Raw genomic sequence first — 25,425 nt, 5'->3', positions numbered from 1 at the left:
CTGTGCGTTGATTGTTAGATTACCGCGAAAAATCCCCGTCATTCGAGGAAACGATCTGTCCTCGCGAAATCGCAATCCGAACGCCAGGGGCGGAACAGTAAGTCCGCTCATGCGAATAATTGGCAGCCGATCAACACAACCTGAAATCGCGAGCTTCATGCCCAGATCGGGCGACTGGGCAAGGGGCATCGCTGGCCGGCCGCGCGTTGGACGAGTGTTTCTATCGAGCGCGGCCAGCTTTGCCCCAGCTACCGATGCCGTTGCCCACGGCTATTCAGAAATTCGTGCCGGCGCTTCTCGGCTCGCCGGTCGCAGACGGCAAACGCAACAGCCGCTGCGCTTCGTCGAGCAAAAACGTGGCGTCCGTGAAGGGTTCTGCACTGATGTCCTGCCAGCGCACGAGCCCCTTTTTGTCGATCAGGAACGTGGCGTGCAACGGAAGGTCCTCGAAATCGTCGTAGGCCCGATAGCTCTTGAAGACGCTCAGCCCCGCGTCCGACAAGAGCTTGATCGGCAAGGGCGGCTGCCCGGCGGCCGCGCGGGCCTCCAGCGAGGCGCGCAAGACATCGACCTCGTCGGTGCCGATCGCCACCAGGTCGATGTCCAATCGGGCGAACTCCGCTTGTCTCGGAGCGAAGGCGTTCAATTGTTCCACGCAGTGCAGACAGCCGAAGCCCAGATAAAAAATCAGCACGAGCGGCCGGCCTCGATATTGAGCCAGCGAAACGGATTCGCCGCGATCGTCGGGCAGCGTCCACTCCGGCGCAGGCGACGGGCGCCAGCGGGCAGGGCCGAACGAAGCCAGATCGGGCCGCTCGCCCAGATCTCCGGAGGGCTGATAGGGCATTCGCCACTCGCTCGGCAACCCAAGTTTGGGCGCCAACTCGTCGAGCCGCTTAAAGATCGGAACGTCGCGGTCGATAAAGGCCGAAATCGCTTGCAGCTTGCGGAACTCCTCGGCCGCCTTGCCCGACTTGCCGCAGGCATAGAGCACTTCCACGCAGTTGGCCAGCGGCAGCACGTGGTTTTTCCCTACCTGGACGGCCTCGCGGGCAAGCTGCTCGGCCTTCGCCTTGTTGCCGGCCCGCAACTCGACGCGCGAGCGAAACTCTTTGGTCAAATCCTTGGCCTTCGCGAAGTGCGCTAGCGCCGCCGGCACGTCGTTCGAGGCCAGTGCCCAGCGTCCTTGCAGCTCGTTGAGCGCGGCGGCGATCACTGCCAGCCGGCCCTGGAAACGGCCGGCCGCCTCGCCGCGGGCCTGGGCTTGTTCGGCTTGCACCTTGCTCCGCAGGTCCTGCAGGGCGACGATGTGCCTCTTCGCCTCCGTCAGCTTGCCCTTCGCGATCAGGGCGGCGCCCAACGCGCCGTGGCGGCGGACAGAATACCCTTCCACGTCCGAGGGTTCCAAGCTCGCCGTCTGCGCCAGCCGCAACAAATCGTCCCACAACTCGAACTGCGGCAAGATCGCCAGCAGGCGGCGCCGGCCAAGCTTGCTGGTGCCCGAACCGCTCGTCATGCTGTTGTATTTCGGGTGGCGCGGCAGCTCGGCCAGGTGGGCGGCCTCGTCGACGGCGTCGCGCACGCGGCCGATGAAGGTCAGGTTCTCGACCAGCCACTCGCCGTTATGGGAGTAGTTGTCGATCTGGTCGGGCATCACACGGTCGTGGAGCGCGTGGGCGTGATCGACGCGGGCCGCGGCCTCCGCACACCAGACGGCGTCGGCGTAGCGCTCTAGCTTCGAATACATGTGTGCCGGCATGTGCCACATGTGGGCGATGGACGGCGCCGACGGCCCGCAAACTGCCGCCGACGGCAGCGCCCGCGCCGCATTATCGTTGTCCCAAAGATGAATCACGTAGTGGTGGGCCGGATGCATGGGACTGACGGCGTGGACTTCGCGCAGCAGCTCCGCCACGGCTTCGTAGTTGGCGATGGGGATGCCGTAGCCGCTGTTCTCCCAAATCAATAGGGCCAAGAAAGCCTTGGCCTCGATCTCTTCCGGATGTTCATGCACGATTTCTTCCAGGGCGCGGACAAGCTGACGCCGGCGCTGCCGGTCGTCTTGCGGCTGGCCGTCGGGGCCGGGAGCGAAGTGATGCTCGAGTGCGTCGATCCAGGCCGCCTCGTAGGGCGTGGCGGCTGCCTTGCGTTTGACGGCCTCGGCGATGAAGCAGCGGCTCCGCTTGCCGTTCTCGCGGTTGGCCATGGCCATGCCCCAATAGGCCATCGCGCAGTCCGGATCGATCGCGGCAGCCTGGCGGAACGAACGCTCCGCCTCGAAATACCAAAAGCCGTGGAGCTGGCCCAGGCCCTGATCGAAGAACTGCTGCGCTTCGGGCGACTTGGTGGTGATCTTCAGGGAGACGGAACCGGTGCCGCCCATCAGGTAGGCGCGTTGCCGCGGCCCTTCGTCGAACACGGCGCCGTGCAACGAATGCCCGGCCTCGCTGCTTCCCTCGTCGGGTTCTTTGGCTTCGTCGCCGGGCTGCTTGGCTTGCTTGCCGGCGAGCGGCAAAGAAAAAAAGCAAGCGGCGGCGAGCGGCAAACCAAAAAGGCAAGCGACGGCAACCAGCAGTCCACGGCGCCTGGAAGCGTGCATGATACGATCTCTACGGTGAAGAACTTGGCGAGAACCGGCGACGGGCGTCGCCGCGCGCGGGAAGCTTGTAGGGTAGCGTTCGCGAGGGCCGCGTGCCAGTCGCTGCCGACGCCGAACGCCGCCATAGCGAATGCTCGTGGCCGGCATGCACTTCCTCAAATCCCAATTCGCGAAAGAGTTCATCGCGCTGGGCGAGCAACGTGGCTGCCAACGAATCGCGGTCCGGGTCTTCGAGCCAGAGCGGCGGCGACGTGATGATGTATTCCACATGGTAGCGGTCGAGAAGCTCGGGCACGTCGGCCAATCGGTGCAGGTCGGCAATTGGCGGAAGGCGGAACTTCACGCTCCCCGCCAAAACCGCCGCCGGAATGGGCCGCTGATGGCCCAGAACCAGCCGTGCGCGATAAGCCGCCTCGGCAAATCTGCCGTTGTGTGCCGCCATGTTCAAGAAGAACCTCTCGCTCCCTTCGCGCAGCTCCGGGTTGAGGCCGCCACACGGCAGATAGAACGTGCGGGTGACGACGTAGCGAAAACGCGGCGACCAGGGGGTCAAAAACGACGTCACCTCTTCGCCGCACAAGATCACGTGCCGCTCGGGATGTCGGGGTCGGCCTCCAACCGCCGGGCAATGGCGATCAGGTCGGGCGGCACCTTCATCAGGTTTTGCCCGAAGAGCAGCACGAGGGGATGATAGATCGGAAAGGCGAGACGTCTCGGCTCGCCGAGCAACAGGGCCGCGAGCGGCAGCGAAACGATCCACAGCACGTCGGCGCAGCCGCCGCGGAGACAGTCGAACAACAAATAGCGGACCCAGAATTGCCAAGCTGTCGTCTGCTCGCCCCGGGGGCATTGCCGTGCCGGCGATGGCCACGCCGAGATGCGTGTCGGCGAGAATTGCCGCACCCTCCCCGACAAGCGGCAGGCATGCTGCCGTGGCCAACGCCAAAAACGTGATTCGTCCGCTCTCCATCGTGGCGACCAAGGCAAGTGACAGACAAGAGATCAGGGCCAAGCCGAGAAAGATCGACGACGAGCTGAAGCCAAGAGCGCAGCACACGGCCGCCACGAGCGACAGCCAGAGGCGCACGCTGACCTGCCGCGATAATTGGATCAGCAACGTGGCCATCAGCGGAAACGCGAGGTGCAGCATCACGGCCTTGCCCTGCCAGATGCGAATCAAAAAGTGCCCTCGGCGGCGGAAGGAGGTGCCGCGTGCGCCACCACAAGCAGCAGCTCAGCGGGACAAACAAGGCCCACAACCCACCCAGCATCCAGGAAAACGCGGCAAAACTGCCGCCGAACCACAGAAACGGCCCGCCCAGCAGGCTGAACAGGGCGAACGACCACACGAACCCCAGGGTAAGCCGCAACGTCCAACCGAAGCCGTCTCGGCGGTGCAGCCAGCTCACCCACCAGTAACCGGGAAGAACAAACAGCCACTGACGGCCGCGAACAGGGCTAGTTGTTGCAAAGTACACTGTGCCAAAACTGGGTGCGTATCACGCAGGCGGGAACGCTATCAAGCCAGCCCAGCCTACAAAGCGGCGCTTGCGATGTCGAGTTAAAATGAAAAACTGCTATTGGAGCTTTCAGCCGTTTCTGTTTAACTTCGTAACCGCAACCCGCGGTGGTCGATGCCGGACGGCACAACCTGCACTCTGCGGCCGATGTGCCGGCACGCAACCCGCTGGCGGCCGATGCTCGAGGCCATCTGACGAGATGGCCTCTTTTCTTCTGCAAACCCGTGTCGACCCGCAGCCGGAGCTTCCTCGACCACCGGGCCTGCGGACGGCGCCGCGGCGTGCCCTTCCAAGGCGGCGAAGTCACCTGCATAATGCCGTCTGGTCCCCTTCACGTCCGGATTCCCTTCTCTGTGAGGTGCTCCGATGATCGCCAGCAGTCCGATGACCGCGGCCCAGTTCATTCTCGACCAACAGCGTTTGCGTCACCCGCGGGCCAGCGGCGATTTCTCCTGGCTGCTGTGCGGCATCACGCTGGCCGCCAAGATTGTGGCCGCCCAAGTGCGTCGGGCCGGGCTGAGCGAAATGCTGGGGGCGGCGGGCGAAACCAACGTTCACGGCGAGCAACAGCAGCGGCTCGACGTGTTCGCCAACCAGGCCCTGCTGCACGCCCTGGGCAATCGCGGCAACGTGGGCGTGCTCGCTTCCGAAGAGAACGAAGAGCCGGTCGTGGTGCTCGAAAACCCGCAGCATGGCGAATACATCGTGGTCTTCGACCCACTCGACGGCTCCAGCAACATCGACGTGAACGTGAGCGTGGGGACGATTTTTTCGATCTTCCGCCGCAATGTCAGCAACACCGCCGACCCGGCCTCCGACGTGCTTCAGCCGGGGCACCGGCAAGTGGCCGCCGGCTATGTGCTCTATGGCTCGTCGACCATGCTGGTGTACTCGACCGGCTTCGGCGTCCACGGCTTCACGCTCGACTTGTCGATCGGGGCCTTCGTGCTCAGCCACCCCAACCTGAAGATGCCGCCGCGCGGCAACCAGTATTCCGTCAACGAGGCGAACGCGGCCAGCTTTCCCGAAGGTTGCCGCCGCTACTTGCACTGGCTGCAATCGGGCGACGCCGGGGCGGTCTACTCGTCGCGGTATATCGGCTCGCTGGTGGCCGACTTTCATCGCACGTTGCTCAAAGGCGGCGTGTTTCTCTACCCGCCCACGCAGCGCTACGGCGAAGGCAAACTGCGGCTGCTCTACGAAGCGAACCCGATCGCCTTTCTGGCCGAGCAGGGCGACGGGCTGGCCACCGACGGCCGGCGGCGGATTTTGGACCTGGTGCCCGGCGACTTGCACCAGCGGACCCCGCTTTACGTCGGCAGCCGCTTCGAGATGGAGCGGCTGGCGGAGTTTTTGGGGGAGTCGGAGGCGGAATAAGTCAGATGCACGATCCGCGTTTCAAGAAGCTGCTGCAAGAATTCTTCGCCGAGTTCTTTTGGCTCTTCTTCCCCACTTGGGCCGCCCGATTCGACTTTGGCCGCGCCGAATGGCTCGACAAGGAGATTGTCAGCGATGCGCTCGAAGGCGAGAGCCGTTACGTGGATGTCCTCGCCAAGTTGCCGACGCTCGAAGCCGTGCCCGGCCCCGACGGGCGGTCGGTGGAGAGTTGGCTGGCTCTGGTTCACGTCGAGATCGAAGCTGCCGACACGGTCGCGCCATTGCGCCGCCGGATGTTTCACTACTACGAGCCGCTACGCCGGAGGTACGACTTGCCGGTGCTGCCGATCGGACTCTATTTGCGGGTTGGCCTCGAGGGCCTTGGCTGGGACGCCTACGAGGAGCATTTCTGGGGACACCGGCTCGTGCGTTTCGATTATCCGTATGTCGGGCTGCCGGCCCTCGATGGGGAGCAGTTCGTCCGGCAGGATAATTGGCTGGGCGTCGCCTTGGCGGCCTTGATGCGGGTGCCCAAAGAGCGGAAAATAGCGTTGGCGGGCGAGGCCCTCGAACGACTCGTGCATTGCCCTGAAAACGCTTATCGCAAGACGTTGCTCTGCGAATGCCTGAGTGCCTATTTTCCGACGGACGAAGAGCAGCGGCAAAAGTTTGAGGATATGGTGCGCAATCATCCGGATCCAGGAGTGCAAGCGATGGAACTCGATTTTTTTGATCACATCGAGCTGCGTGGAGTGCTGAAAGGGCAGCGAGAGCTATTGCGCGACCAACTCGAAGCCCGCTTCGGCCCATTGCCGCCAGCCGCCGTGGACCGGCTACAGACTTGGCCAAGCGATCGGCTAAAAGAACTCGCGCGTGCGTTGATGACGGCCACTTCGCTGGAGGAACTTGGACTCGGTGCGTCGGCAACCGTTGATTCCTAAAGCAGCTCCGACTATCGGATCGCGTAGGCAATGGTTTTTTCCAAAACAGGTCTAACCAATTGAGCGATCTTGCTGGGCACACGCGGTGAACGGCCACTTTATGCGATCTCTCTGTCCGAGTTGCGGCACATCGGCGGGTCAATTTCATGAGCCGTTTTGCAATAGAGAACTCTGCCCCTTCTGTAGCGACTTCATCACCACTTGCAACTGCATCTTCGAGGTTCTCTCGTTGAACGAAGAAGAACGCGAATTAGTCGAGGCATTTGAAGATGATTCTGAGGAACGGCTCGCCGCAATATGTGCTCGTTGGAACGCCGCGGTGGAAGCAAAGGGCCGAGTGCCCTACGGCGGTGGTCTCAGATAGAGGGGAAGTAACGACAAAAAGTTGGCGACCAGTGCCGAGTGCATGCATGAGCGCCAGCCCTTCTTTCCGATTTTCAAAGATATTCCTTCCAACCTTTTTCCTGCAAAAGCTTCACGACCTGGCGGATCGATTCTTCGTCGTGCTTGTTGGCCACCAGCGTGGCGTCGGGCGTGTGGACCACGACGCAGTCTTTCAGGCCCAACGTGACGATCAGGTGGTCGGCGGGGCCGCGGACGATCGTGCCCGACGTGTTGACGCCGAGGTGCTTGCCGAGGACTGTGTTGCCGTTTTCGTCGCTGCCGTGCAGTCGGGCCAGAGCCTGCCAGCTTCCCACATCATCCCAGCCGTACGGCGCCTCGATCACCGCCACGTCTTGGGCGTGTTCCATCACGGCGTAGTCGATCGAGACGCCACGGATGGCCGCGAACTCACGGTCGAGCACCGCCTGATAATCGGGCCGGCCGAAGGCCTCGGAAATCCGCTGCAAATGGTCGAACATTGGGGGTTGGTGCTGCCGCAGGGAGTTCAGGATGGTGGCTGCCCGCCAGACGAAGATGCCCGAGTTCCAGTAGAAGTTGCCCGAATCGACGTAGGCTCTCGCCACATCGGCCTTGGGCTTCTCGCGGAACTGCCGCACTCGAAAAGCGGGCGCCAGCGACTTGAACTTGACGGCGGCGGCCGTTTCCAGACGATCGCCGCGCTCGATATAGCCGAAGGTTTCGGCCGGATAGGTCGGTCGGATGCCGAAGGTCACGATGCGGCCGGGACGTTCTTCGACCAGCGCCGCTGCAAACTCGATCGCTTGCCGGAATGCGGCGTCGGGGCCGATGACGTGATCGGAGGGCATGACGGCCATGGTCGCTTCCGCGTCGTGGCGGCTGACGATCAATGCCGCCAGGCCGATGCACGGCGCCGTGTCGCGCTTGCACGGCTCGCCCAGAATGGCTTCGTCCGGCAATTCCGGCAACTGCTCGGCGACCACGCCGGCCAGCTTGGCGTTGGTGGCGATCAACATTCGTTCGGGCGGCACGAGCCCGTCAAGCCGATCGACGGTGGCCTGAATCATCGAGCGATCGCCGACGACGCGCAGAAGCTGTTTGGGCCGCAGGTCGCGGCTTTCGGGCCAGAAGCGTGTGCCGGATCCACCGGCCATGATGATGGCGTGAAGCATCGGTCTTGGGCCTTCGGTCTTGGGTCTTCGATCTCAGCAGATGCGCATTCTAGCGGAGGGATCGGTCCGACGTTATCGCCATATCGCGCGTGATTCTCCTAGCGGTCTCCTCGGCGTCGAGAGCAAAAAGTGGGCTGATCTCAACGGCGATGCCGGGCGCGACGCTGGCGCCGGCTTGCTGCAGCCAGCGGCGGTGAAGGGCGATCATTTGGGCCTGCACCCGTTCGGGCGAATCGCGCTCGGCGCCGGGGGCATTTTTGACGGGGGCAAATTCCGTCGCTTCATCGACCTCGACGACGATCGGGTTTCGCGCGGCCGGCAGCAGGTCAAAAATGAACTGCTCGAACTTGATCGCGTTCGCCTCGACGGGGTCCGCCAACCCGCCGCGATCGTCGATGTAAGGCACTCGCTTGCGGGCCAGATGATACGGCAGTACGCCCGACGATCGGCTGGCGCGATCGAGCAAATCGACCGCAAAGACATGCATCGCCGTGCTGCCCGCCCAGAGCTTCAGCGAGCCGTCGGGCAAACGCTGCTCGGCCACGTCGTCGGGCAAGTCGCTGTATTCGATGATCCGCACCCGGCCGTCCACCGAGACAACATTGCCCATCCGGTCGCGCGGCGTCGTCTTGGCCACGACTTTGGTCGAAAGTTCCGACTCGCTCAACAGGTGATAGCCGACGAACTCCGGATCGCAAGCGACGACTTGCGGATTATCGACCTGCATGTAAAACAGGTGCTCGATGGCCCGGCGGTGGATGTCGGCCAGCGCGCCGGATGCCCGCAACGCCGCCGGCATTCCGCCGTGCCCGTCGGGGCTGAGCGCCAGGCTGTCCGGTGCGGCCAGCAACACCTTGCCCGACTCGGCGTCGACCGCCGGCATCGTTCCCTGGCAGAAAACGGTCAGATCGTGTGCGGGTATGCCAAAGCGATGGTGGTCATTGAGGTACGCGATGGTTTCATCGTGCGTGGCCGGGCTGGTCATCAAGTAAAGCGGAATCGTCGCGCCATAACGGCGACTCGACGCCAGCACCTTCTCCAGCAGAATCTGAAAGAGCGTCGCGCCCGAGACCGGCCCGATGGGAAACATTCCCTTGGGATGGTCGAAGCCCAGGCGCGTTCCCTGCCCGCCCGCAACCAATATCACTCCGACACGGCCGGCGAGCAGGGAGGCTTCACCGACCTCGCGCGCTTCGACCGTCGAAAACCGGTTGTCGCTGCGTCCCAACCGGATGGCCGGCGGTCCGACGGCGCGACGGGCCAACGCCGACCAGTCTTCGCCGGGTTTTGTCGTGCGGAGATTCTCTTGGAGGCGCTGAAAATCGATCGCCGCAATCTGGCCGTTCAGCTTTTCGCGCTGCGCGGCGTCAAGCATCTCCCAGAAGGCCAGCAGGTGCTCTTGACCGAACGGCCTGAGCTTGGCCAACAGTTCGTCTTTGTTCACTATCATCCCAGCGGAATCCTTAGACCGTCGTAGGCCAGATCCATGCCCTGCGGCAATAACGCACTCGTCGCCGCGTGCTCCAACTCGTGCGAGATATGCGTAAACAACGTCCGCCGGGCGCCCACACGCCGTGCGACTTCGACGGCTTCGTCGAGGCTGAAGTGCGTGGCGTGCGGTCGCGGCCGCAAAGCATCGAGAACGAGCACATCGAGTCCTTCCAAGAGCGGCCAGCTTTCGTCGGGAATGCCGTTGGTGTCCGTGCAGTAGGCGATGTCGCCAAATCGAAAACCGAGCACTCCCAGTCGGCCGTGCCGGAGGCGAATCGGCGTCACCCTCGCGCCCAGCAGATCAAACGGTGCGGTGGTAATCTGCGTGATCGTAAGATGAGGTATGGCACCGGGATGCAACGCCTCGGCGTCGCTCTCGAACGCGTAGTCGAACGAGCGGCGGATGCGGGCTTCGACCCGCGCTTCGCAATAGAGCGGCAGCTTGTGCCCCAGGTAGAATGGAAACAATCTTAGGTCGTCGAGGCCGAATAAATGATCGGCATGCTCGTGCGTGTAAAGCACCGCGTGGACCGTCCCCAACCGCTCGCGGAGCAATTGGGTGCGGAGGTCGGTGGGCGTATCGACCAGCAAGTTCCCGTCGGGCAACCCCACCGCCAGCCCGCACCGTAGGCGGCTGTTGCGAGGATCATTGCTGATGCAGGTCGCGCACGCGCAGCCCACCATCGGCACGCCGACCGAGGTGCCGGTGCCAAGAAAGATCAACTGACCGCGAATATCGCTGCTGTGGTGAGGGTGCTGCACGATGTCTGTTTGCCGGTGGAACGTGACTAGAGATTGGCAAAATGAACTTCGTCTGGCAAGTCGGTGAAGGGATGAGCGATGAAGGACGAGGGATGTGGGTCATGACCGAATTCAAACCACCGCCCCGTTATCTCTCATCTCTCAATCCCTCATCCCTCATCTTTCTTCGCTCATCACCACCTTGACCGCATACGTCAAAAGCTGTAAACTACTTCGCCGGATAACCTTGCGCCTACAGAACCGTCGTCGGTTGCCGGTCGCAGGAGCGGCGATTTCTCACCGGGGCACGCAAAGCGGACCATGGAAGTATTAGAACGTGTTTGGGACCTTTTGGGCGCGATCTTTGGTGGTCTCGCGACCAGCATCGAACGCGCCATTACGTCGGTGTTCGGCTCGTCGAACGCCCGATATATCAAGCGGTTGCAGGCTAAAGTCGACGCCATCAACGCTCTGGAGCCGAAGTACAAGGCCATGAGCGATGAGGAGTTGCGCCACCAGACCGTCGAATTCCGCAAGCGGCTGGCCGCCGGCGAGACGCTCGACGACCTGCTGGTCGAATCCTTCGCCGTCTGCCGCGAAGCGAGCCGCCGCTGGATCGGGCTGCGGCATTACGACGTGCAGCTCTTGGGCGGCATGGTACTGCATTCCGGCGCCATCGCCGAAATGGTCACCGGCGAAGGCAAAACGCTGGTGGCCACGTTGCCCGCCTATCTCAATGCCTTGGGCGGCAAAGGCGTTCACGTGGTCACGGTCAACAACTACCTGGCCCGCCGCGACATGGAATGGATGGGGCCGATCTACATGGGCCTGGGGCTGACCGTGGGCGCGGTCTATTCCGGCATCGAACCCGGTGAAAAGCAACGGGCGTATGACTGCGATATCACCTACGGCACGAACAACGAGTTCGGCTTCGACTACCTGCGCGACAACATGAAGCCGGCCGCCAAAGGCGACGACCGCTGGCCCGATGACCAGCAGCAGGCCCAACGTAAGCTGCACTATGCCATTATCGACGAGGTCGACAACATCCTCATCGACGAGGCCCGCACCCCGCTGATTATTTCCGGCCCGGCCCACGACGACGTCACCCGTTATCCGAAGGCCGACAAGATCGCCCGGCAACTTAAGAAAGACGTGCATTTTGAGGTGAAAGAGAAGGAGCACTCCGTCCATCTCACCGACGAAGGCGTGCGCGAGGCCGAGAAACTGGCGGGCGTCGAAAGCTTTTATACGGCCGGACACATGGAGTGGCCGCACCTGATCGACAACGCCTTGAAGGCCCACTGGCTCTACAAGCGCGACGTGAACTACGTGGTTGACGGCGACGAAGTGGTGATCGTCGACGAGTTCACGGGCCGTCTGATGCCGGGCCGAAACTGGAGCGACGGGCTGCACCAGGCCGTCGAGGCCAAAGAAGGCGTCCGCGTCAAGGAAGAGACGCAGACCTACGCCACGATCACGCTGCAAAACTTCTTCAAGCTCTACGACAAAATCAGCGGCATGACCGGCACGGCCATGACCGAGGCCACGGAGTTCTGGAAAATCTACAAGCTCGACGTGGTGGCCATCCCCACCAATCGGCCGATGTCGCGAGACAACTACCCGGACGTGATCTATCGCAGCGAACGCGAGAAGTTCGAGGCGATCGTCTCCGAGATCGAGCGGCTGAACAAATGGGACGCCGTGCAGCTTGCCGACGGCGCCATCCTGTCGGGCACCGTCACCAAAGAGGAAGACAAACGCATCGAGTTTCAGCCCCACGACGAGAAGGAACGCCGCTGGATCGAGCGGAGCAAGATCAAAGCTTTGGAGCGCCGCGGCCGCCCGGTGTTGGTGGGCACGATCTCCATCGAAAAGAGCGAGCGGCTGAGCGGCATGCTTTCGCGCCGCGGCATCAAGCACGAGGTGCTCAACGCCAAGCACCATCAGCGCGAGGCGGAGATCATCGCCCAGGCGGGCCGCAAAGGCGCCGTGACCATCGCCACCAACATGGCCGGCCGCGGCACCGACATCATCCTGGGCGGCAATCCGGAGACGATGGCCTGGGCCATCCTGCAGAACACGTACGAAAGCCGGCTCGACGTGCCGCAAAGCGAATGGACGCAGCTCATCGCCGAGATCGAGCAGCGCGAGCAGATGAAGGCCGAAGGCGACACGGTGAAGACGCTGGGCGGCCTGCACGTAGTCGGCACCGAGCGGCACGAAGCCCGCCGCATCGACCTGCAGTTGCGCGGACGCTGCGGCCGCCAGGGCGACCCAGGTTCCAGCCGCTTTTATCTTTCGCTCGAAGACGACCTGATGCGGATCTTCGCCGGCGAATGGGTGAAGAACATCCTCACGCGGCTGGGCATGCAGGAAGGCGAGGCCATCGAAAGCAAGATGGTCACGCGCCGCATCGAAGGCGCCCAGAAGAAGGTGGAAGAGCGCAACTTCGAAACCCGCAAAAGCCTGCTCGAATACGACGAAGTGATGGACGAGCAGCGCAAGCGGGTCTACGGTTTCCGCCAACAGATTTTGGATGGTGTGAACTGCAAGCTGAAGGTGCAGGAGATGATCGATCAGCAGGTCGATCGCTTCCTCGACGACTTTTTGTCGAAGGACTATGGCGCTACCACCTTCGCCAAATGGGCCGGCGGCGAGTTGGGCATCGAGCTGGAACCGAACGACTTCCGCGGTCTCGACTATGACACGGCGGAGCGGCAGGCCACGGACGAAGCCGAGCGGAAGGCCGAAGGGCAAGTGCTGGAGGCGATCGACGAGAACCTGCCCGAAGACGCCGAACAGGACGAATGGAGCTGGGAGGCGCTGGCCAAGCTGGTCAACACGCGCTGGAAGCTGAACCTGCGCGACCGCGACCTGAAGAAGATTCCACGCGAAGAAATCGGCGAAGTGCTCATCGCCAAGGCCCGTGAGGCTCTGCAAAAAATCGACCTCGCGGAGGGGAAGCGGTTTCTCGACCCCGACTTTGGCCTGCGCACCGCCTGCGGCTGGGTGCATTACAAGTTCGGCTTTCAGCTCGACCCGGAAGAGGTCCGCGGCCTGGAAGTCGAGCCGTTCAAGCAGCTCGTGCGTCGCAAGGCCGAGCAGACTTACGCCGAAAAAGAGACCGAATACCCCGTGCTGGCCGGGCTGTATCATTTCACCACCCGCGACGCCACCGGGCAAAAGCGTTACGACCGCGAGCGGCTGGTCGCCTGGGCGCGCCAGCGGTTCCACGTCGATCTCGACTTGGAAGACCTCCGCAACAAGCAGCGCGACGAAATCCGTGCGCTGCTGCTCGACCACAGCCGCGAATATCAGCGGCAGGCCGACGAAGCGCTGGTCGCGGTTCAAGAGCAGGTCACGAAGGTGTTTGCCGAAGACCATCATCCGGGCCGGACGTTGGTCCAGGCAACCGGCGGTAACGGCGCCATCAGTTCGCTCACGCAGTGGCTGGAGCAAACCTACGCCTGCCACATCAGCCCGGACGAGCTGGCCGATCTCGACCGTGCGGCTGTGGAGCAAAAGCTTTCCTCCGCCGTCGAGGACCATTTTCGGCCGGAAATCCGCCGCATGGAGCGGGCCTTGCTCCTGCAGATTCTCGACACCGCCTGGAAAGACCACCTGCTGGCAATGGACCACCTTCGCTCCAGCGTCGGCCTGCGCGGCTATGCCCAGGTCGATCCCAAGGTCGAGTACAAGCGCGAAGGGATGCGGATTTTCGAGCAGATGTGGGCCTCAGTCGGCGAGCGCGTCACCGATCTCATTTTCCGCGTGGAGCAACTCGATGAAGGATTTGTCGGTTCGACGTGGGTGGCCAGCCAGGCGACGCACGACTCGCCGCCGCCGGGCAGCAGCATGATCGGCGACGACCAGTCGCAGGCCATCAGCGGCTCCGACACGCCGCAAAAATCGGAGCCGATCCGCAACCGCGCCCCGCAGGTCGGCCGCAACGATCCGTGTCCCTGCGGCAGCGGCAAGAAGTATAAGAACTGCCACATGCGGATGGGCGGGCTGGTGTAGGGTGGGACCAGCGAGCTTGCGAGCGCCGGCCCACCATTGCGCAATTTTGGATTTTCGATTCTGGATTTTGGATTGGCGGACGCAATCTGAAATTGGGGACAAGAACTGCCAGCGGGAAAGGATGCCCGACAGTGCGTTACCTTTTTAATTTCCTCTACCTCGCGCTGATCGCCCTGGCTTCGCCCAAGCTGCTCTATCGGGTGATCGCACACGGCAAGTATCGCCGCGGCTGGCTGGAAAAACTGTTTGGCCTTGTGCCACGGCGCAGCGGCGACGGACCTTGCGTCTGGTTTCATGCCGTGAGCGTGGGCGAGGTGAATCTACTCGTCCCGCTGCTGGTGGAGATCACGCGGCGGCAGCCGGGCTGGCGGTGCGTGATGTCGACCACCACCGCCACCGGATTCGCCACGGCGCAGAAAAAGTATCCGAGTCTGACGGTCTTTTATTGTCCGCTCGATTTCACCTGGGCGGTGGCGGCGGCGATGCGCCGCATCCGTCCGACGTGCCTGGTGTTGGCGGAGCTGGAGCTGTGGCCCAACTTGATCGCCGCGGCACGCCGCAGTAATGCACGCGTGGCCGTGGTCAACGGCCGGCTGAGCGAGCGGAGCTTCAACGGCTACCGTCGCATGCGCCGGCTGATCGCCCGGACGCTTTCGCGACTCGAACTGCTTGCCGTGCAGAACGATGAATATGCCGAACGGTTCTTGATGCTGGGCGCCGCGCCGGGCACCGTCTGCGTCACCGGTTCGATGAAATTCGACGGCGCGCAGACCGATCGCCAGAACGCGGCCACGGTGCGGCTGCGCCGTCTGGCAGGCATCGTTGACGGCGACGTTGTTTTTCTGGCCGGCAGCACGCAGGAAGGCGAAGAACAAGCGGCCTTGTCGGCCTATGATGCGCTCGCCGGCGAGCACCCTGCGTTGCGGCTGTTAGTCGTGCCCCGTCACCCCGAGCGGTTCGACGCGGTGGCCGCCTTGCTGGATCGATCGGGCTTCGATTGGCAGCGTCGCAGTCGCCTGGATGAGGAAGGTGCGCGTCCGGCCGCGCGGGTCCTGCTGGTCGACACCATTGGCGAGTTGGGGGCCTGGTGGGGAACGGCCGACATCGCATTTGTCGGCGGCAGCCTGGGCAATCGTGGCGGGCAAAACATGATCGAGCCGGCCGCCTACGGCGCCGCCGTCTGCTTCGGCCCCAACACCCGCAACTTCCGCGACATTGTCGAGCAGATGCTATCCGGACGTGCCGCCGCCGTCGTCGCCGACGCCGGCGAGCTGACGGAATTTGTGCGTCGCTGCCTTACCGACCGCTCCTTCGCCGAGGCTCTCGGTCAACGCGCGCGGCGGCTCGTTTTAAGTCAACTCGGCGCCACAGATCGCACATTCGAGCTTCTGTCGCCGCTGGTCGACATCTGTTGCAGCCATTCCGCATGCGCGGCATAAAGGCGTTACGGTAAACAATATATCTATGACGAGGCCTCAATTCTCCCTACGAATGATGCTCGGTGTGGTGACTGCGGCCGGCTTCGCCCTTGCGACGATCGTCCCAGATCCGAGTTGGGTGACTGGCACGTTCATGATCCTCGCTCAATTGGCAATACCGGCGTTGACCGTGGTTGGCCTTGTATGCGGCACGCGCCAGTTTCGGGCGTTCTTTTTAGGCTGTTCGATTCCGGCGATAGTTTCCCTGCAGATTGCTGCGGGCAACGTACAAATGCTGGCGAACGTCGGGCCAGATTTGAAACTGAGCTTCGGGATGGCCGCAGGGCAAATGCGGCTGCAAACCGCCGCGGTGCTGTTGGCAACGCCGCTCATCGGGCTTGGCTGTGGTTCGGCGCACTGGCTGCTCAAACCCGAGCAACAACCAAGCTCGGATTGACAATTCTGGCGCTCTTAGGTTCCGCGACCGCCACGCATAGCCGCAGGCTCGGCGATTTCAGCGGCGGCGGCGCTACGATGCTGCTCAATCAAGACCTTTGCTGCGGCCAGGGCTTCCGTGTCGTCGAGCTCCCACACCGCCCCGGCGTCTAACCGACCGGCGGTCGTAGCAAGGTTGGCGACCAGTTGCCCCAGTCGCCAATCTGGTCGGATAAGACTGATTTCCTCCACCGCGGCAAGAAGTTCCCGGCGCAGTGATACGCAACCATTCATATTTTGTCTCCCACTGTTGACAATGCGCCGACCGGTCCCCTCAGATTCCCCGTCACCTCGACAGGAATCAGCGTACCCGGAAGATACGTCGCAACTCGAGTTGCTCGCGTCACTCCATCATAAATGACGAGATCTCCATCACTTCCCCGCTTCACCTCCAGCGGAGGCATTCCATCAATCGTGTTGCCATATTTCGCGAATTGCCGCTGCAGTTTCACCGGGTCGGCGCCATCGCGACGCGAGCCTGGCAGGTGCAATGAGGCAGGATCGACCTGCAAGAATTCCCGCGCGCTCATCTTATGAGTTTATCATAACATTTACCGCTCGGCCGGACCAAATTCCCGCTCAAAGGCTGTCACCAATTGCGAGTTGCCCGTCTTCCGGACCACTTCCTCAATCTGCCGCCGCAGGTCGCCCGACTTGCCGTGAATCTTGAGTGCCCGAAGCGCGTCGGCCGCGGCCCTCGCGTCGCGGCCGCGCAAGAGCGATAGCAGAAACTCGTTCGCTTCCGCGGTCCGCAACAGCGCGATGGGGATCAGCAGGGCGGCGCGGGTATCGGCATCGGGCTGACTTCGCCACGCCGATCTCAGCGGTTCCAACGCCTGGCGATGCCGGGATTCCCCCAGCGCAAGAGCGACCTGAAGGGCCACGTCGGGATTCGGCGATGCCAGTTGCTGGACGACCAAAGGCAGTCCGTCGTCGGGCGCCAACTGCAACATCGCCGCGCAGCACTCTCCCACGACTTCCGGCTCTTTGTCGCCCAACAACAGCTTGAGCCGCAACAGCGGCACTCCTTCAGGATGCGCGAGCGCCGCGATCGCACGGGCAGCGCCGGCACGCGCTATTTTGCTCCGATCGGTCAGCATCTCGGCGAAGCGATTCAGCGCCTCCAGCAGGCTGGAGCATAGGACGAGGCCGATGGCGGCCGCGGCGCGAAGTTGCGCCGCGGTGTCTTCATCGCCCCCCCATACTCCTTCGTATTGCCGATATTGGACCGCGGCGCGATAAAAATCGAGATCGCGGCACTCGAGTTTGACGAGCGCTTCGACGATGGCCGTTTTCCCCAAGCAGCCCGGATCGCTCTTCACGGGATCGCTCAGCAGCCGCGCGTAGGCCGCTTTGAGATCGTCTTCAAAACCTTTGTCGTCGGTTTCCGCGACGATCTCAGCGGCCTTGCCGACAACACGGTTCGACCGGTCCGCCAGGCCCTTACGCAAAGCCTGGGCGGATTCCGGCGTTTTCAGCCGGTCGCGCAGGGCGTTCAGATCGGCACGCTTCTCGCTGGCGGACTTGCTCTTGCTCATGGGCGCATTCTGGTGAACCGCTTCCGCGATTACAATGCGGCATGCCAAGCAATCGAGGCATTAGGCCATGGGCGTTAGGCTTTAGGCACGATGTTCAAGTGATGCCCAACGCCTAACGCCTTGAACACGGTGGGCCGGCGCTCGCAAGCTCGCTGGTCCCACCCTACACGGCCCTACGAGGAATCAACCGGTGGCAATCGCCGACCTACCTGAAATCGCAGGGCTCGACGCGCGACGAGGACTCGTGCGCATCCCGCCGGAGCTCGATGTGCCGCTCACTGATCGCGTGCGGCGGCTGATCGATGCCAGCGAGTTCCGGCGGCTGGCACGCATCAGCCAGCTCGGCCTGGTGGCGCTCGTATATCCGGCCGCCATTCACACGCGGTTCGAGCACGCCCTGGGCGTCTATCGCCTGGCCCTGATGTATCTCAAACAGTTGGCGCATGACGACCGCTTCGCGAAGGCCATCGACGAGGCCGACGCCGAACTGTTCATCGTCGCCGCTCTACTGCATGATTTGGGACATTGGCCTTTCTGCCACCCGATCGAAGACATTCGCTTGCCCGGCGTTCCGCGGCATGAGCTGTTCGCCGGCCGCTTCTTGCTGACCGGCGAAATTGCCGATGCCCTGCGGAGCGATTGGCAGATCGACGCCCGTGACGTGGTGGCGCTGCTTTCCGACGAGCCGCAAGGGAAGAAGAGCCAGATCTTGGCCAGCATGCTGTCGGGGCCGATCGACGTCGACAAGATGGATTACCTGATGCGCGACAGCCTGCACGCGGGCGTCCCCTACGGCCGAAACTTCGACCAGGGTCGGCTGATCGGCAGTCTTTGTCTGAACGAGGCGGGCGATGCGTTGGCCGTCAGCGAAAAGGGGAAGACGGCGGCCGAAATGCTCGTCTTTGCCCGCTATGTGATGTTCAGCGAGGTCTATTGGCACCACGGCGTGCGCTCGGCCACCGCCATGCTGCAACGGGCGTTTTATCTGCTGCACGAGTCGCTCGATCTCGACTGGGCGTTTCGCCAGACCGAAGCGCGGGTGATTGACGAGCTGATCGCCGCGGCCGGCGAGGGTCCGGCGAGCGACCTGTTGGACGGACTTTTTGGCCCGCAACGGCGGCTCTATAAGCGAGTGGCCCAATATAGCTTCTTCGAGCAACGCGATCTATATGAGCGGCTGGCGAGGCGGCCGTATCCCTGGCTGGCGGAATGCGCCGAGGCGTTCGCGGAAACCGCGAGCACGGCGTTGGGCCGCATCGTCGCGCCGCACGAGGTTTTGTTCGACGCCCCGCCGGTGACGCGCGAAGTCGAGTTCGACATCGACGTCTACTTCGTCAAAGAGGGCCGCTATCGGCCGTTGGGCGAGGTTTCGCCCGTGGTTCGGGCGCTGGCCGAGCAGCAGTTCGACGACTATGTAAAACGGGTCCGCATTTTCGGGCACCCGCGGATCGCCGCCGACCTGCGGGCGTTGGGGTCGCTGCCGCGGCTGTTGGAAAAGACGCTCGACCGGCTGGAGTAAGCCCGCCGCGGGCGAGAATGTAACCGTCACCGGGCCAAGCGGCACTACGTCACGGAGGATGGGCTTGGCATACTCAAAAGCAACTGCTCGGACTCCATTGAATCTAGGCGAAGTATTCCGCGACAACGACAACCACCGTGTTTGCCACCAGCTTTAGCTGGTGGCGCAGGAGCATCATCAAGGATCCTGAGCCGGCTTCAGCCGGGCTTCTTAATCGGCGATGGCTCAGAGTTTGGCTAAAGCCGCAAGTTGGAATCCGGCTGAAGCCGGCTCAAAAGACTTGCTTCTCATGGGCCGAACCACCAGCTAAAGCTAGTGGCAAACATACCAGCAACCAGAACCTCCGGGACATTTTCGCATGCAACGCTACCGTCAAACGATCGGTGTTTTGATCTCTGCGCTTCCGTTCCTTGTCGGGCACGGCGCCGTTGCCGACGATTGGCCCCGCTTTCGTGGTCCCGATGGTTTGGCGGTCAGTCTCGATCAAGATGTTCCGCTCACCTGGAACGACGGGAAGAACATCGCGTGGAAGACCGCTCTGCCCGGCCCAGGAAGCTCCAGTCCCATCGTGACCGGCGACCGCGTGTTCGTCACTTGCTATAGCGGCTATGGGGTCGATCCCTCCAGTCCTGGCGACGAGGAGAAGCTTATGCGAAGCCTCGTCTGCGTCCGCCTGCACGACGGCGCCACCTTATGGCAAAAAGCCGTACCGGCGACGCTGCCGGAAGACCAATACGGCGGCATGCTCGCCGAACACGGTTATGCCTCGCACACGGCGGCCACCGACGGAAAGCGGGTATTCGTCTTCTTCGGCAAAAGCGGCGTGCTCGCCTTCGACCTCGACGGCAGCCAACTTTGGCGGACCGCCGTCGGCACTGGCTCCGACTTCATGCGGATGGGCTCCGGCAGCAGCCTGGCTGTTTACAAGAACCTGTTGATCGTGAACGCCAGCACCGAAGGGCAGGCGATCTTAGGACTCGACGCGGCGACCGGCAGCCAGGTGTGGAAGACCGAAACCAAAGGCTATGGCAGCTCACAAAGCACGCCGGTGATCGTCAATGCCGGCAAGCAAGAGGAGTTGGTGGTGAATCTCCAGGGCGAGATCTGGGGCCTCGATCCGAAAGACGGCGGGCTGTTCTGGTTCGCCAACGCCTTGGGCGGCGCGGCCAACACAACGGCCGTCGCGCAGCAGGGAATCATCTATGCCCTCGGCGGCGGGCCTGGCGGGACCGGCGCCGCGGCCATTCGCGCCGGCGGCCACGACGACGTGACCAAGAGCGGCCTCGTCTGGAAAAAAACCGTCGGCTCCTATGTTCCCTCGCCGGTCGTGCTGGGCGATTATCTCTATTGGGTCGACGACAAGGGTACGGCCTACTGCCTGAAGGCCCAGTCGGGCGATCAGGTGTACCGCGAACGGCTGAGCGGCTTGGCAGGCGGGGGCGGTCGCGGCCGCAGTTCGCCGGTGTACGCCTCGATGGTCGCCGCCGACGGCAAGCTCTACGTGGTCAGCCGGCGGAACGGCACGTTTGTGCTGGCACAAGGACCGAAATTCGAGCTGCTGGCCCACAACGAGATCGAATCGGACGGCAGCGATTTCAATGCCAGCCCGGCGGTGGTGCAAGGCCGCTTGCTGTTGCGGTCGAACCAGGCGGTTTACTGCGTCGGTGAGGGCTTCTCCAGGACCAGCCGCACCACGAACCCGGTCATCCGATCGAAGTAGTGCCACGAGGCCGGGAAAAAGACGAGATAGCGGTTGTAGGTCTTTACGCCGACAAGCTCGATCGCCCGATCGCGGTTGCGGACCAGGTTGTCGAACCAGGCGCGCAGCGTCGGCCGGTAATCATGCACCGAGACGTGCCTTACTCGAAACCCCGCCGCTTCGTGTGCCCGCAGGTGATAACGGAACGACGAATTGATCGAGCCGGGCAAAAATCGCCTTGCTCCATCCACCGCCGGCAGCCTATAATTTGCAACTTCGGCGGCCGACCGCGCCGCTCAAGATTTCACTTTCTCACGGAGATCGAACTGTGGCTTCCGGCAAGTATTTGTTCACCAGCGAGTCGGTCAGCATGGGCCATCCCGATAAGTTGGCCGACCAGATCTCCGACGGGGTGCTCGACGCGCTCTTCGCCCAAGACCCTTACAGCCGCGTGGCCTGCGAGACCCTGGTGACGACCGGGGCGGCCATCGTGGCCGGCGAGATCACCACCCGTGCCGTGGTCGATTACGCCGACGTGGTACGCCGCGTGATTCGCGAAGTCGGCTACACCGACGACCAGATGGGCATTTGCGCCGACACTTGCGCCGTGATGGTCATGATCGGCAAGCAAAGCCCCGACATCGCCCAGGGCGTGAACGAAGACTCCTCCACCGGCAAAGAGATCGGCGCCGGTGACCAGGGACTGATGTTCGGCTATGCCTGCAACGACACGCCCGAACTGATGCCGCTGCCGATTGCCTTGGCCCACCGGATCACGAACGCCCTGACCGCGGCGCGGCGCGCGGGAACCATCCGCTGGCTGCGGCCCGACAGCAAGAGCCAGGTGACCGTGGAATACGATGGAAACCGTCCGGTGCGGATCGACACCGTCGTCGTCTCCACACAGCACGCGCCCGAGGTCAGCCACGAAGAAATCCGCCGGACCGTCATCAACCAGATTGTGAAGCCCATTTTGCCGGCCGACCTGGTTTCCGGCGACATCACCTATCACGTCAATCCAACGGGCCGCTTCGTGGTCGGCGGTCCTCACGGCGACTGCGGTCTGACCGGCCGCAAGATCATCGTCGACACCTACGGCGGCTGGGGGCGGCACGGCGGCGGCGCGTTCAGCGGCAAAGACCCGACGAAGGTCGACCGCAGCGCAGCCTACATGGCCCGCCATATCGCCAAGAACATCGTGGCCTCGGAACTGGCCGACCGTTGCGAGGTGCAGCTTGCTTATGCGATCGGCGTCTCGGAACCCGTGAGCGTGCATATCGACACCGACGGCACCGGCAAACTCGAAGACGGCAGAATCTGTGAACTGGTGCGGGAAGTCTATCCGCTCACGCCCAGCGGCATCATCAAGTATCTCGAGCTGCGCCGGCCAATCTACCAGTTGACGGCGGCGGGCGGACACTTCGGCCGCAGCGAGCCGAGCTTCACCTGGGAAAGCACCGCAGGCGCGGCCGCATTGCTCGACGCGGCTGGCATCGCGGCGGTGGCCGGTTAAGGCCGTGGCCGCGGATGCGCGAGACCGATTGTGGGACGCACCGGCCGGACTCCCTGTGCGCCGGGGCGGCGAGCGCCGAGCGACGCTGCGGCTTTTGCATGCCGTGGGTGCGCTGCTCATGGCATGGCTTCTGACCGCGGGCGTCCTAGTCGCTGCCCGGACTTGGGTACATTCCGTGCGCACGCTTACGTTTGGACAGACCGTGCTGGCGGCCCTGCTGCTGGCCCTGGTTGCCTGGATGATGCGTGCCGCATGGACGGTGGCCGACGGTTCGCCTTCGGATAAGCTGCCGCCCTTGCTGCTGACCAGCTTGGGGCTGGCGATTTGGGGCGCGTCGCTGACTTGGCGAAGTGGTTCGCCGGCGGCGGCTCTGTTCTTTTGGCTGGTCGTCGGCGCCGAGGAAGGTTGGGCCTGGTGGAAAGCGGTTGCCAGGCGGCGCGGCGTGCGCGTCGCGGGCCGGCCCGCGTCGGCGCCCGGAAACCGTGTGCTGCAGCAGTTGACCCGTGCGTTGACCGCCGATGGCGCAGAGACGATCCACGGCACGATTACGATTACCGTCGAGCGCGGCAGCCGCAGTGCGGCCGGGCATGTCAGTTTTTGCCCGCCCTTTGCCGAGCGGCCCCGATTCGAAATGCAGCCGGTGGGTGAAAAGAATGCAGTACTGAAGCTGAGTCAACTCTTTCCGCACGGGGCGAGGATCGAGCTGAAGCTGCCGCAGCCGGCGCAACAGGCTACAATGGTGCCGGTGCAATTTGTGGCTCGTGCCCGAAGTGATCGAGAGAATGGCCCGTTGGCCCTATAGCCGTTGGACCTGGTTCTTCACCTACGGCGCGGTGTTCGTGCTGTTTCCGCTGTTGTGTTGGCTGGCGTACCGCTGGGTCCGCGGTTGGCAATGACATCATCTCGGAGGATCGAGCACCACTTCCAGCGTGACCTGCTTGCCGTCGCGATTCACGATCAACGACACCTTATCGCCGGCCTTGAACTTGCGCAACGCGCCATCGAAATCCTCCAGATTGCCGATCTTGTATTCGCCCAGCTTCACGATGGCGTCGCCGGCCTTCAGGCCTCCCTTGTCGGCCGGCGAGTCGGGCGAAACGCCGCCCAGATGATAGCCCGGCTCGTCGCTGCCGAAGTCGGGGATGCTGCCGAAGTACGGCCGGTCGCCGCCGCGAAATTGCGGCTTCGACTTGGCCGCCTGGTAATGCGGCCGCTCGCCTAGCTCAGCCAACTCGACCACCGTATCCGCCACCATCTCCGCCACCCGCCGCATGCCGGGCAAGTTGATCTTCTCGTAATCGTCGCTGGGCCGATGGTAGTCGCTGTGCGTACCGGTGAAAAAGTGCATCACCGGCACCTTGTGCGGATAAAACGAGGAGTGGTCGCTCGGCCCAAAGCCGCCCGGCTGTTTCGTGACCTTCAGGCCGTAACGGTCGGCGAGGTGGTCGATCACCGGCCCGAACTCCGTGGCCGTATCGACGCCTTGCACAATCAGCTTGTCGTCGGCCAGCCGTCCGACCATGTCCATGTTGAGCATGGCCACGGTTTTGTCCAAGGGAACCAACGGGTCGCGGCAATAGCGAGCGCTGCCGATCAGGCCCCGCTCTTCGCCCGTGAACGCCAGAAAGACGACGCGACGCGGCAGTTTTTCCGTTCGCGACGCCAGCCGCCGGGCCACCTCGATCAGGGCCGCCGTGCCCGAAGCGTTGTCGTCGGCCCCGTTATGCACCTCTTTGACGCCGGCCGCCAGCGAGCCTTCGCCCCCCATGCCCAGGTGGTCGTAGTGGGCGCCCACGACGATCGTTTCGTCGGCGTGCGGGCCTTCGCCTTCAAGCACGGCCACCACGTTCTTGACTTCGGCTTCGCGGCGGACGACCGTGATCTGGCCTTCCAGCCGCCATCCCGCCAACTCGGCGCTGGCCGGTGTGGGTCCCGCGTCGATCTGCTTTTCCAGCTCCGTAATCGTTTTGCCGAGGGCCGCCTTGACGACTGGGTCGAGCACGGCGCGACGGCAAAAAACCACGGGCATCTTGTGCGCCTCGTCGCCCAGGCCCGCTCCAAAAAACGGCAGCAATGGATCGTATTCCGCCCACAACTTTTCGCCTTGCGACCCGACTTCCTTCAGCAACTTGTCGATCTGCCGCCGTTGTTGCTCGACCTGTTCCGGCGTCGGCCCGGCGATTTCTTTGAATTTGGCCTGGCTGGCGGTCAACTCATCGACGGCCGCTTGCCAACGCTTCATCCGCCGTTCGACGTTTTTCTTCAGGTCGAATTCGTCGTTGCAAAAAACGACGGCCGCGGCGCCGTGCTGATAGGCATTCGAGACCTTTCGCGTGAACGGCGCGTACACCGAATGGTCGGTGCCGTTGAAGACGCTGTGCGGGTTGTTCTGTTCCGGTTCGTGCCGCAACAGCAGCACGGCTTTGCCCTCCGCGTTGATGCCGGCGTAATCGTCGTATTTTTCGTCTTTCGCGGTGATGCCGTAGCCGGCGAAAACCAGCGGCAGGCTGAACTGCCCGGCACCGCCGATGGCCAAGGGGTTGAAGTCGGCAGCCGGCTTCAGCTCGATGGTCTGGCCGTCCGGTTGTTCATCGCTGGCCGGGCGCAGCAGTTTCAGCCGGTTAGGCTGCCCCAGTTCGGTGGCCACGACCATGTTGAACTTCTGGAACGGGCCGCCGTCGAAGAGCGACGTTTTCAGCCCCGTGGCGGCAAACTGTTGCGCGATAAAGTCGGCCGCCTGATCGAGCCCGTGGGTGCCCACGCCGCGGCCCTCGCGTTCGTCGGACGCGAGAAACTTGACCGCCTCGTAGAGGCGTACTTCGGTTGCCCGTGCCTCGGTCGTGTTTTCGGTCGCGTTTTCGGCCGCGACGCTTGGTCGCGCTGTGCCGGAAAGGACCGCCACGAGGGCGAAGAGGTGGCAAAGGGCACGGACTGAGCAGAATCGGTAGTGCGGGGGCATGGTTGTAAGTGTAGGGTGGGACCAGCGAGTTTGGGAGCGCCGGCCCACCGTGTAAAA

20 protein-coding genes are annotated in these 25,425 nt (G+C 63.2%); 9 read left to right on the top strand and 11 right to left on the bottom strand.

The features are described 5' to 3' along the window. Nucleotides 1–274: 274 nt before the first annotated feature. Genes VNH11_02490 through VNH11_02480 form a run of 3 tightly spaced genes read right to left on the bottom strand, consistent with a single transcriptional unit; the run spans nucleotide 275 to nucleotide 3,397 of the window. Nucleotides 275–2,599 carry a peroxiredoxin family protein gene (locus tag VNH11_02490; protein ID HVA45230.1) on the bottom strand — a complete coding sequence of 775 codons (2,325 nt, stop codon included), beginning with the start codon at nucleotides 2,597–2,599 and terminating at the stop codon, nucleotides 275–277. A 10-nt stretch (nucleotides 2,600–2,609) separates the two neighbouring features. Beyond that, the gene (locus VNH11_02485) at nucleotides 2,610–3,185 is read right to left on the bottom strand and encodes a hypothetical protein (GenBank protein ID HVA45229.1); all 576 of its coding nucleotides are present in this window, start codon (nucleotides 3,183–3,185) and stop codon (nucleotides 2,610–2,612) included. Then, nucleotides 3,182–3,397: a hypothetical protein gene (locus VNH11_02480; protein HVA45228.1), complete on the bottom strand. Its 216-nt coding sequence runs from the start codon at nucleotides 3,395–3,397 to the stop codon at nucleotides 3,182–3,184. Before VNH11_02480 ends, VNH11_02485 begins: the two co-directional genes overlap by 4 nt. Nucleotides 3,398–4,485: 1,088 nt before the next feature. Here VNH11_02480 and fbp point away from each other — a divergent pair. Both fbp and VNH11_02470 read left to right on the top strand, forming a co-directional pair. Continuing rightward, entirely contained in the window at nucleotides 4,486–5,496 is a 1,011-nt protein-coding gene (fbp, locus tag VNH11_02475) for a class 1 fructose-bisphosphatase (GenBank protein HVA45227.1), read from the top strand. A gap of 5 nt (nucleotides 5,497–5,501) precedes the next feature. Beyond that, nucleotides 5,502–6,437, top strand: coding sequence for a DUF4351 domain-containing protein (locus VNH11_02470; GenBank protein ID HVA45226.1), 936 nt, complete (start codon nucleotides 5,502–5,504; stop codon nucleotides 6,435–6,437). Nucleotides 6,438–6,874: 437 nt separating this feature from the next. Here VNH11_02470 and VNH11_02465 read toward each other — a convergent pair whose 3' ends face one another. Genes VNH11_02465 through VNH11_02455 form a run of 3 tightly spaced genes read right to left on the bottom strand, consistent with a single transcriptional unit; the run spans nucleotide 6,875 to nucleotide 10,225 of the window. Beyond that, the gene (locus tag VNH11_02465; GenBank protein ID HVA45225.1) at nucleotides 6,875–7,972 is read right to left on the bottom strand and encodes a mannose-1-phosphate guanylyltransferase; all 1,098 of its coding nucleotides are present in this window, start codon (nucleotides 7,970–7,972) and stop codon (nucleotides 6,875–6,877) included. A 49-nt stretch (nucleotides 7,973–8,021) separates the two neighbouring features. Continuing rightward, complete coding sequence (locus VNH11_02460; protein HVA45224.1) at nucleotides 8,022–9,422, bottom strand: UDPGP type 1 family protein; 1,401 nt, start codon at nucleotides 9,420–9,422, stop codon at nucleotides 8,022–8,024. Continuing rightward, entirely contained in the window at nucleotides 9,419–10,225 is an 807-nt protein-coding gene (locus VNH11_02455) for an MBL fold metallo-hydrolase (GenBank protein ID HVA45223.1), read from the bottom strand. The genes VNH11_02460 and VNH11_02455 overlap by 4 nt, the downstream gene beginning before the upstream one ends. Before the next feature lie 300 nt (nucleotides 10,226–10,525). Here VNH11_02455 and VNH11_02450 point away from each other — a divergent pair, with 300 nt between their 5' ends. The 3 genes from VNH11_02450 to VNH11_02440 all read left to right on the top strand — a co-directional run bounded on the left by VNH11_02450 (nucleotide 10,526) and on the right by VNH11_02440 (nucleotide 16,102). After that, on the top strand, nucleotides 10,526–14,227 hold the full coding sequence (locus tag VNH11_02450; GenBank protein HVA45222.1) for an SEC-C metal-binding domain-containing protein: 3,702 nt from the start codon (nucleotides 10,526–10,528) through the stop codon (nucleotides 14,225–14,227). Nucleotides 14,228–14,358: 131 nt separating this feature from the next. Then, nucleotides 14,359–15,666 carry a 3-deoxy-D-manno-octulosonic acid transferase gene (locus VNH11_02445; protein ID HVA45221.1) on the top strand — a complete coding sequence of 436 codons (1,308 nt, stop codon included), beginning with the start codon at nucleotides 14,359–14,361 and terminating at the stop codon, nucleotides 15,664–15,666. Between the two features lie 52 nt (nucleotides 15,667–15,718). Further along, complete coding sequence (locus tag VNH11_02440) at nucleotides 15,719–16,102, top strand: hypothetical protein (GenBank protein ID HVA45220.1); 384 nt, start codon at nucleotides 15,719–15,721, stop codon at nucleotides 16,100–16,102. Between the two features lie 14 nt (nucleotides 16,103–16,116). Here the strand turns inward: VNH11_02440 and VNH11_02435 are convergent, their stop codons facing one another. The 3 genes from VNH11_02435 to VNH11_02425 are packed head-to-tail and all read right to left on the bottom strand — an operon-like array spanning nucleotide 16,117 to nucleotide 17,678. After that, entirely contained in the window at nucleotides 16,117–16,374 is a 258-nt protein-coding gene (locus tag VNH11_02435; protein HVA45219.1) for a hypothetical protein, read from the bottom strand. Then, nucleotides 16,371–16,670, bottom strand: a complete 300-nt coding sequence (locus tag VNH11_02430; protein HVA45218.1) for a hypothetical protein — start codon at nucleotides 16,668–16,670, stop codon at nucleotides 16,371–16,373. The genes VNH11_02435 and VNH11_02430 overlap by 4 nt, the downstream gene beginning before the upstream one ends. 21 nt (nucleotides 16,671–16,691) lie before the next feature. Then, nucleotides 16,692–17,678 (bottom strand): HEAT repeat domain-containing protein, encoded by a 987-nt coding sequence (locus tag VNH11_02425; GenBank protein ID HVA45217.1) that lies wholly within the window; start codon nucleotides 17,676–17,678, stop codon nucleotides 16,692–16,694. 190 nt (nucleotides 17,679–17,868) lie between these two features. On the opposite strand from VNH11_02425, the gene VNH11_02420 reads away from it, so the two are divergent. Together VNH11_02420 and VNH11_02415 are read left to right on the top strand one after the other, a co-directional pair. Next, nucleotides 17,869–19,197, top strand: coding sequence for an HD domain-containing protein (locus tag VNH11_02420; GenBank protein ID HVA45216.1), 1,329 nt, complete (start codon nucleotides 17,869–17,871; stop codon nucleotides 19,195–19,197). Nucleotides 19,198–19,585: 388 nt separating this feature from the next. After that, complete coding sequence (locus VNH11_02415; GenBank protein HVA45215.1) at nucleotides 19,586–20,917, top strand: PQQ-binding-like beta-propeller repeat protein; 1,332 nt, start codon at nucleotides 19,586–19,588, stop codon at nucleotides 20,915–20,917. Here VNH11_02415 and VNH11_02410 read toward each other — a convergent pair. Beyond that, entirely contained in the window at nucleotides 20,851–21,126 is a 276-nt protein-coding gene (locus tag VNH11_02410) for a class I SAM-dependent methyltransferase (protein HVA45214.1), read from the bottom strand. The two genes, VNH11_02415 and VNH11_02410, sit on opposite strands and share 67 nt — an antisense overlap. A gap of 98 nt (nucleotides 21,127–21,224) precedes the next feature. Here VNH11_02410 and metK point away from each other — a divergent pair, with 98 nt between their 5' ends. Both metK and VNH11_02400 read left to right on the top strand, forming a co-directional pair. Continuing rightward, nucleotides 21,225–22,409, top strand: coding sequence for a methionine adenosyltransferase (gene metK / locus VNH11_02405; protein ID HVA45213.1), 1,185 nt, complete (start codon nucleotides 21,225–21,227; stop codon nucleotides 22,407–22,409). Nucleotides 22,410–22,584: 175 nt separating this feature from the next. Beyond that, nucleotides 22,585–23,211, top strand: a complete 627-nt coding sequence (locus tag VNH11_02400; protein ID HVA45212.1) for a hypothetical protein — start codon at nucleotides 22,585–22,587, stop codon at nucleotides 23,209–23,211. 96 nt (nucleotides 23,212–23,307) lie between these two features. Here VNH11_02400 and VNH11_02395 read toward each other — a convergent pair whose 3' ends face one another. Beyond that, nucleotides 23,308–25,368: a M20/M25/M40 family metallo-hydrolase gene (locus tag VNH11_02395; protein ID HVA45211.1), complete on the bottom strand. Its 2,061-nt coding sequence runs from the start codon at nucleotides 25,366–25,368 to the stop codon at nucleotides 23,308–23,310. Nucleotides 25,369–25,425 lie beyond the last annotated feature (57 nt).

The sequence above is a fragment of the Pirellulales bacterium genome (assembly GCA_035533075.1).
In the GTDB taxonomy this organism is placed as follows: domain Bacteria; phylum Planctomycetota; class Planctomycetia; order Pirellulales; family JAICIG01; genus DASSFG01.
This window is presented reverse-complemented; position numbering and strand designations above follow the sequence as displayed.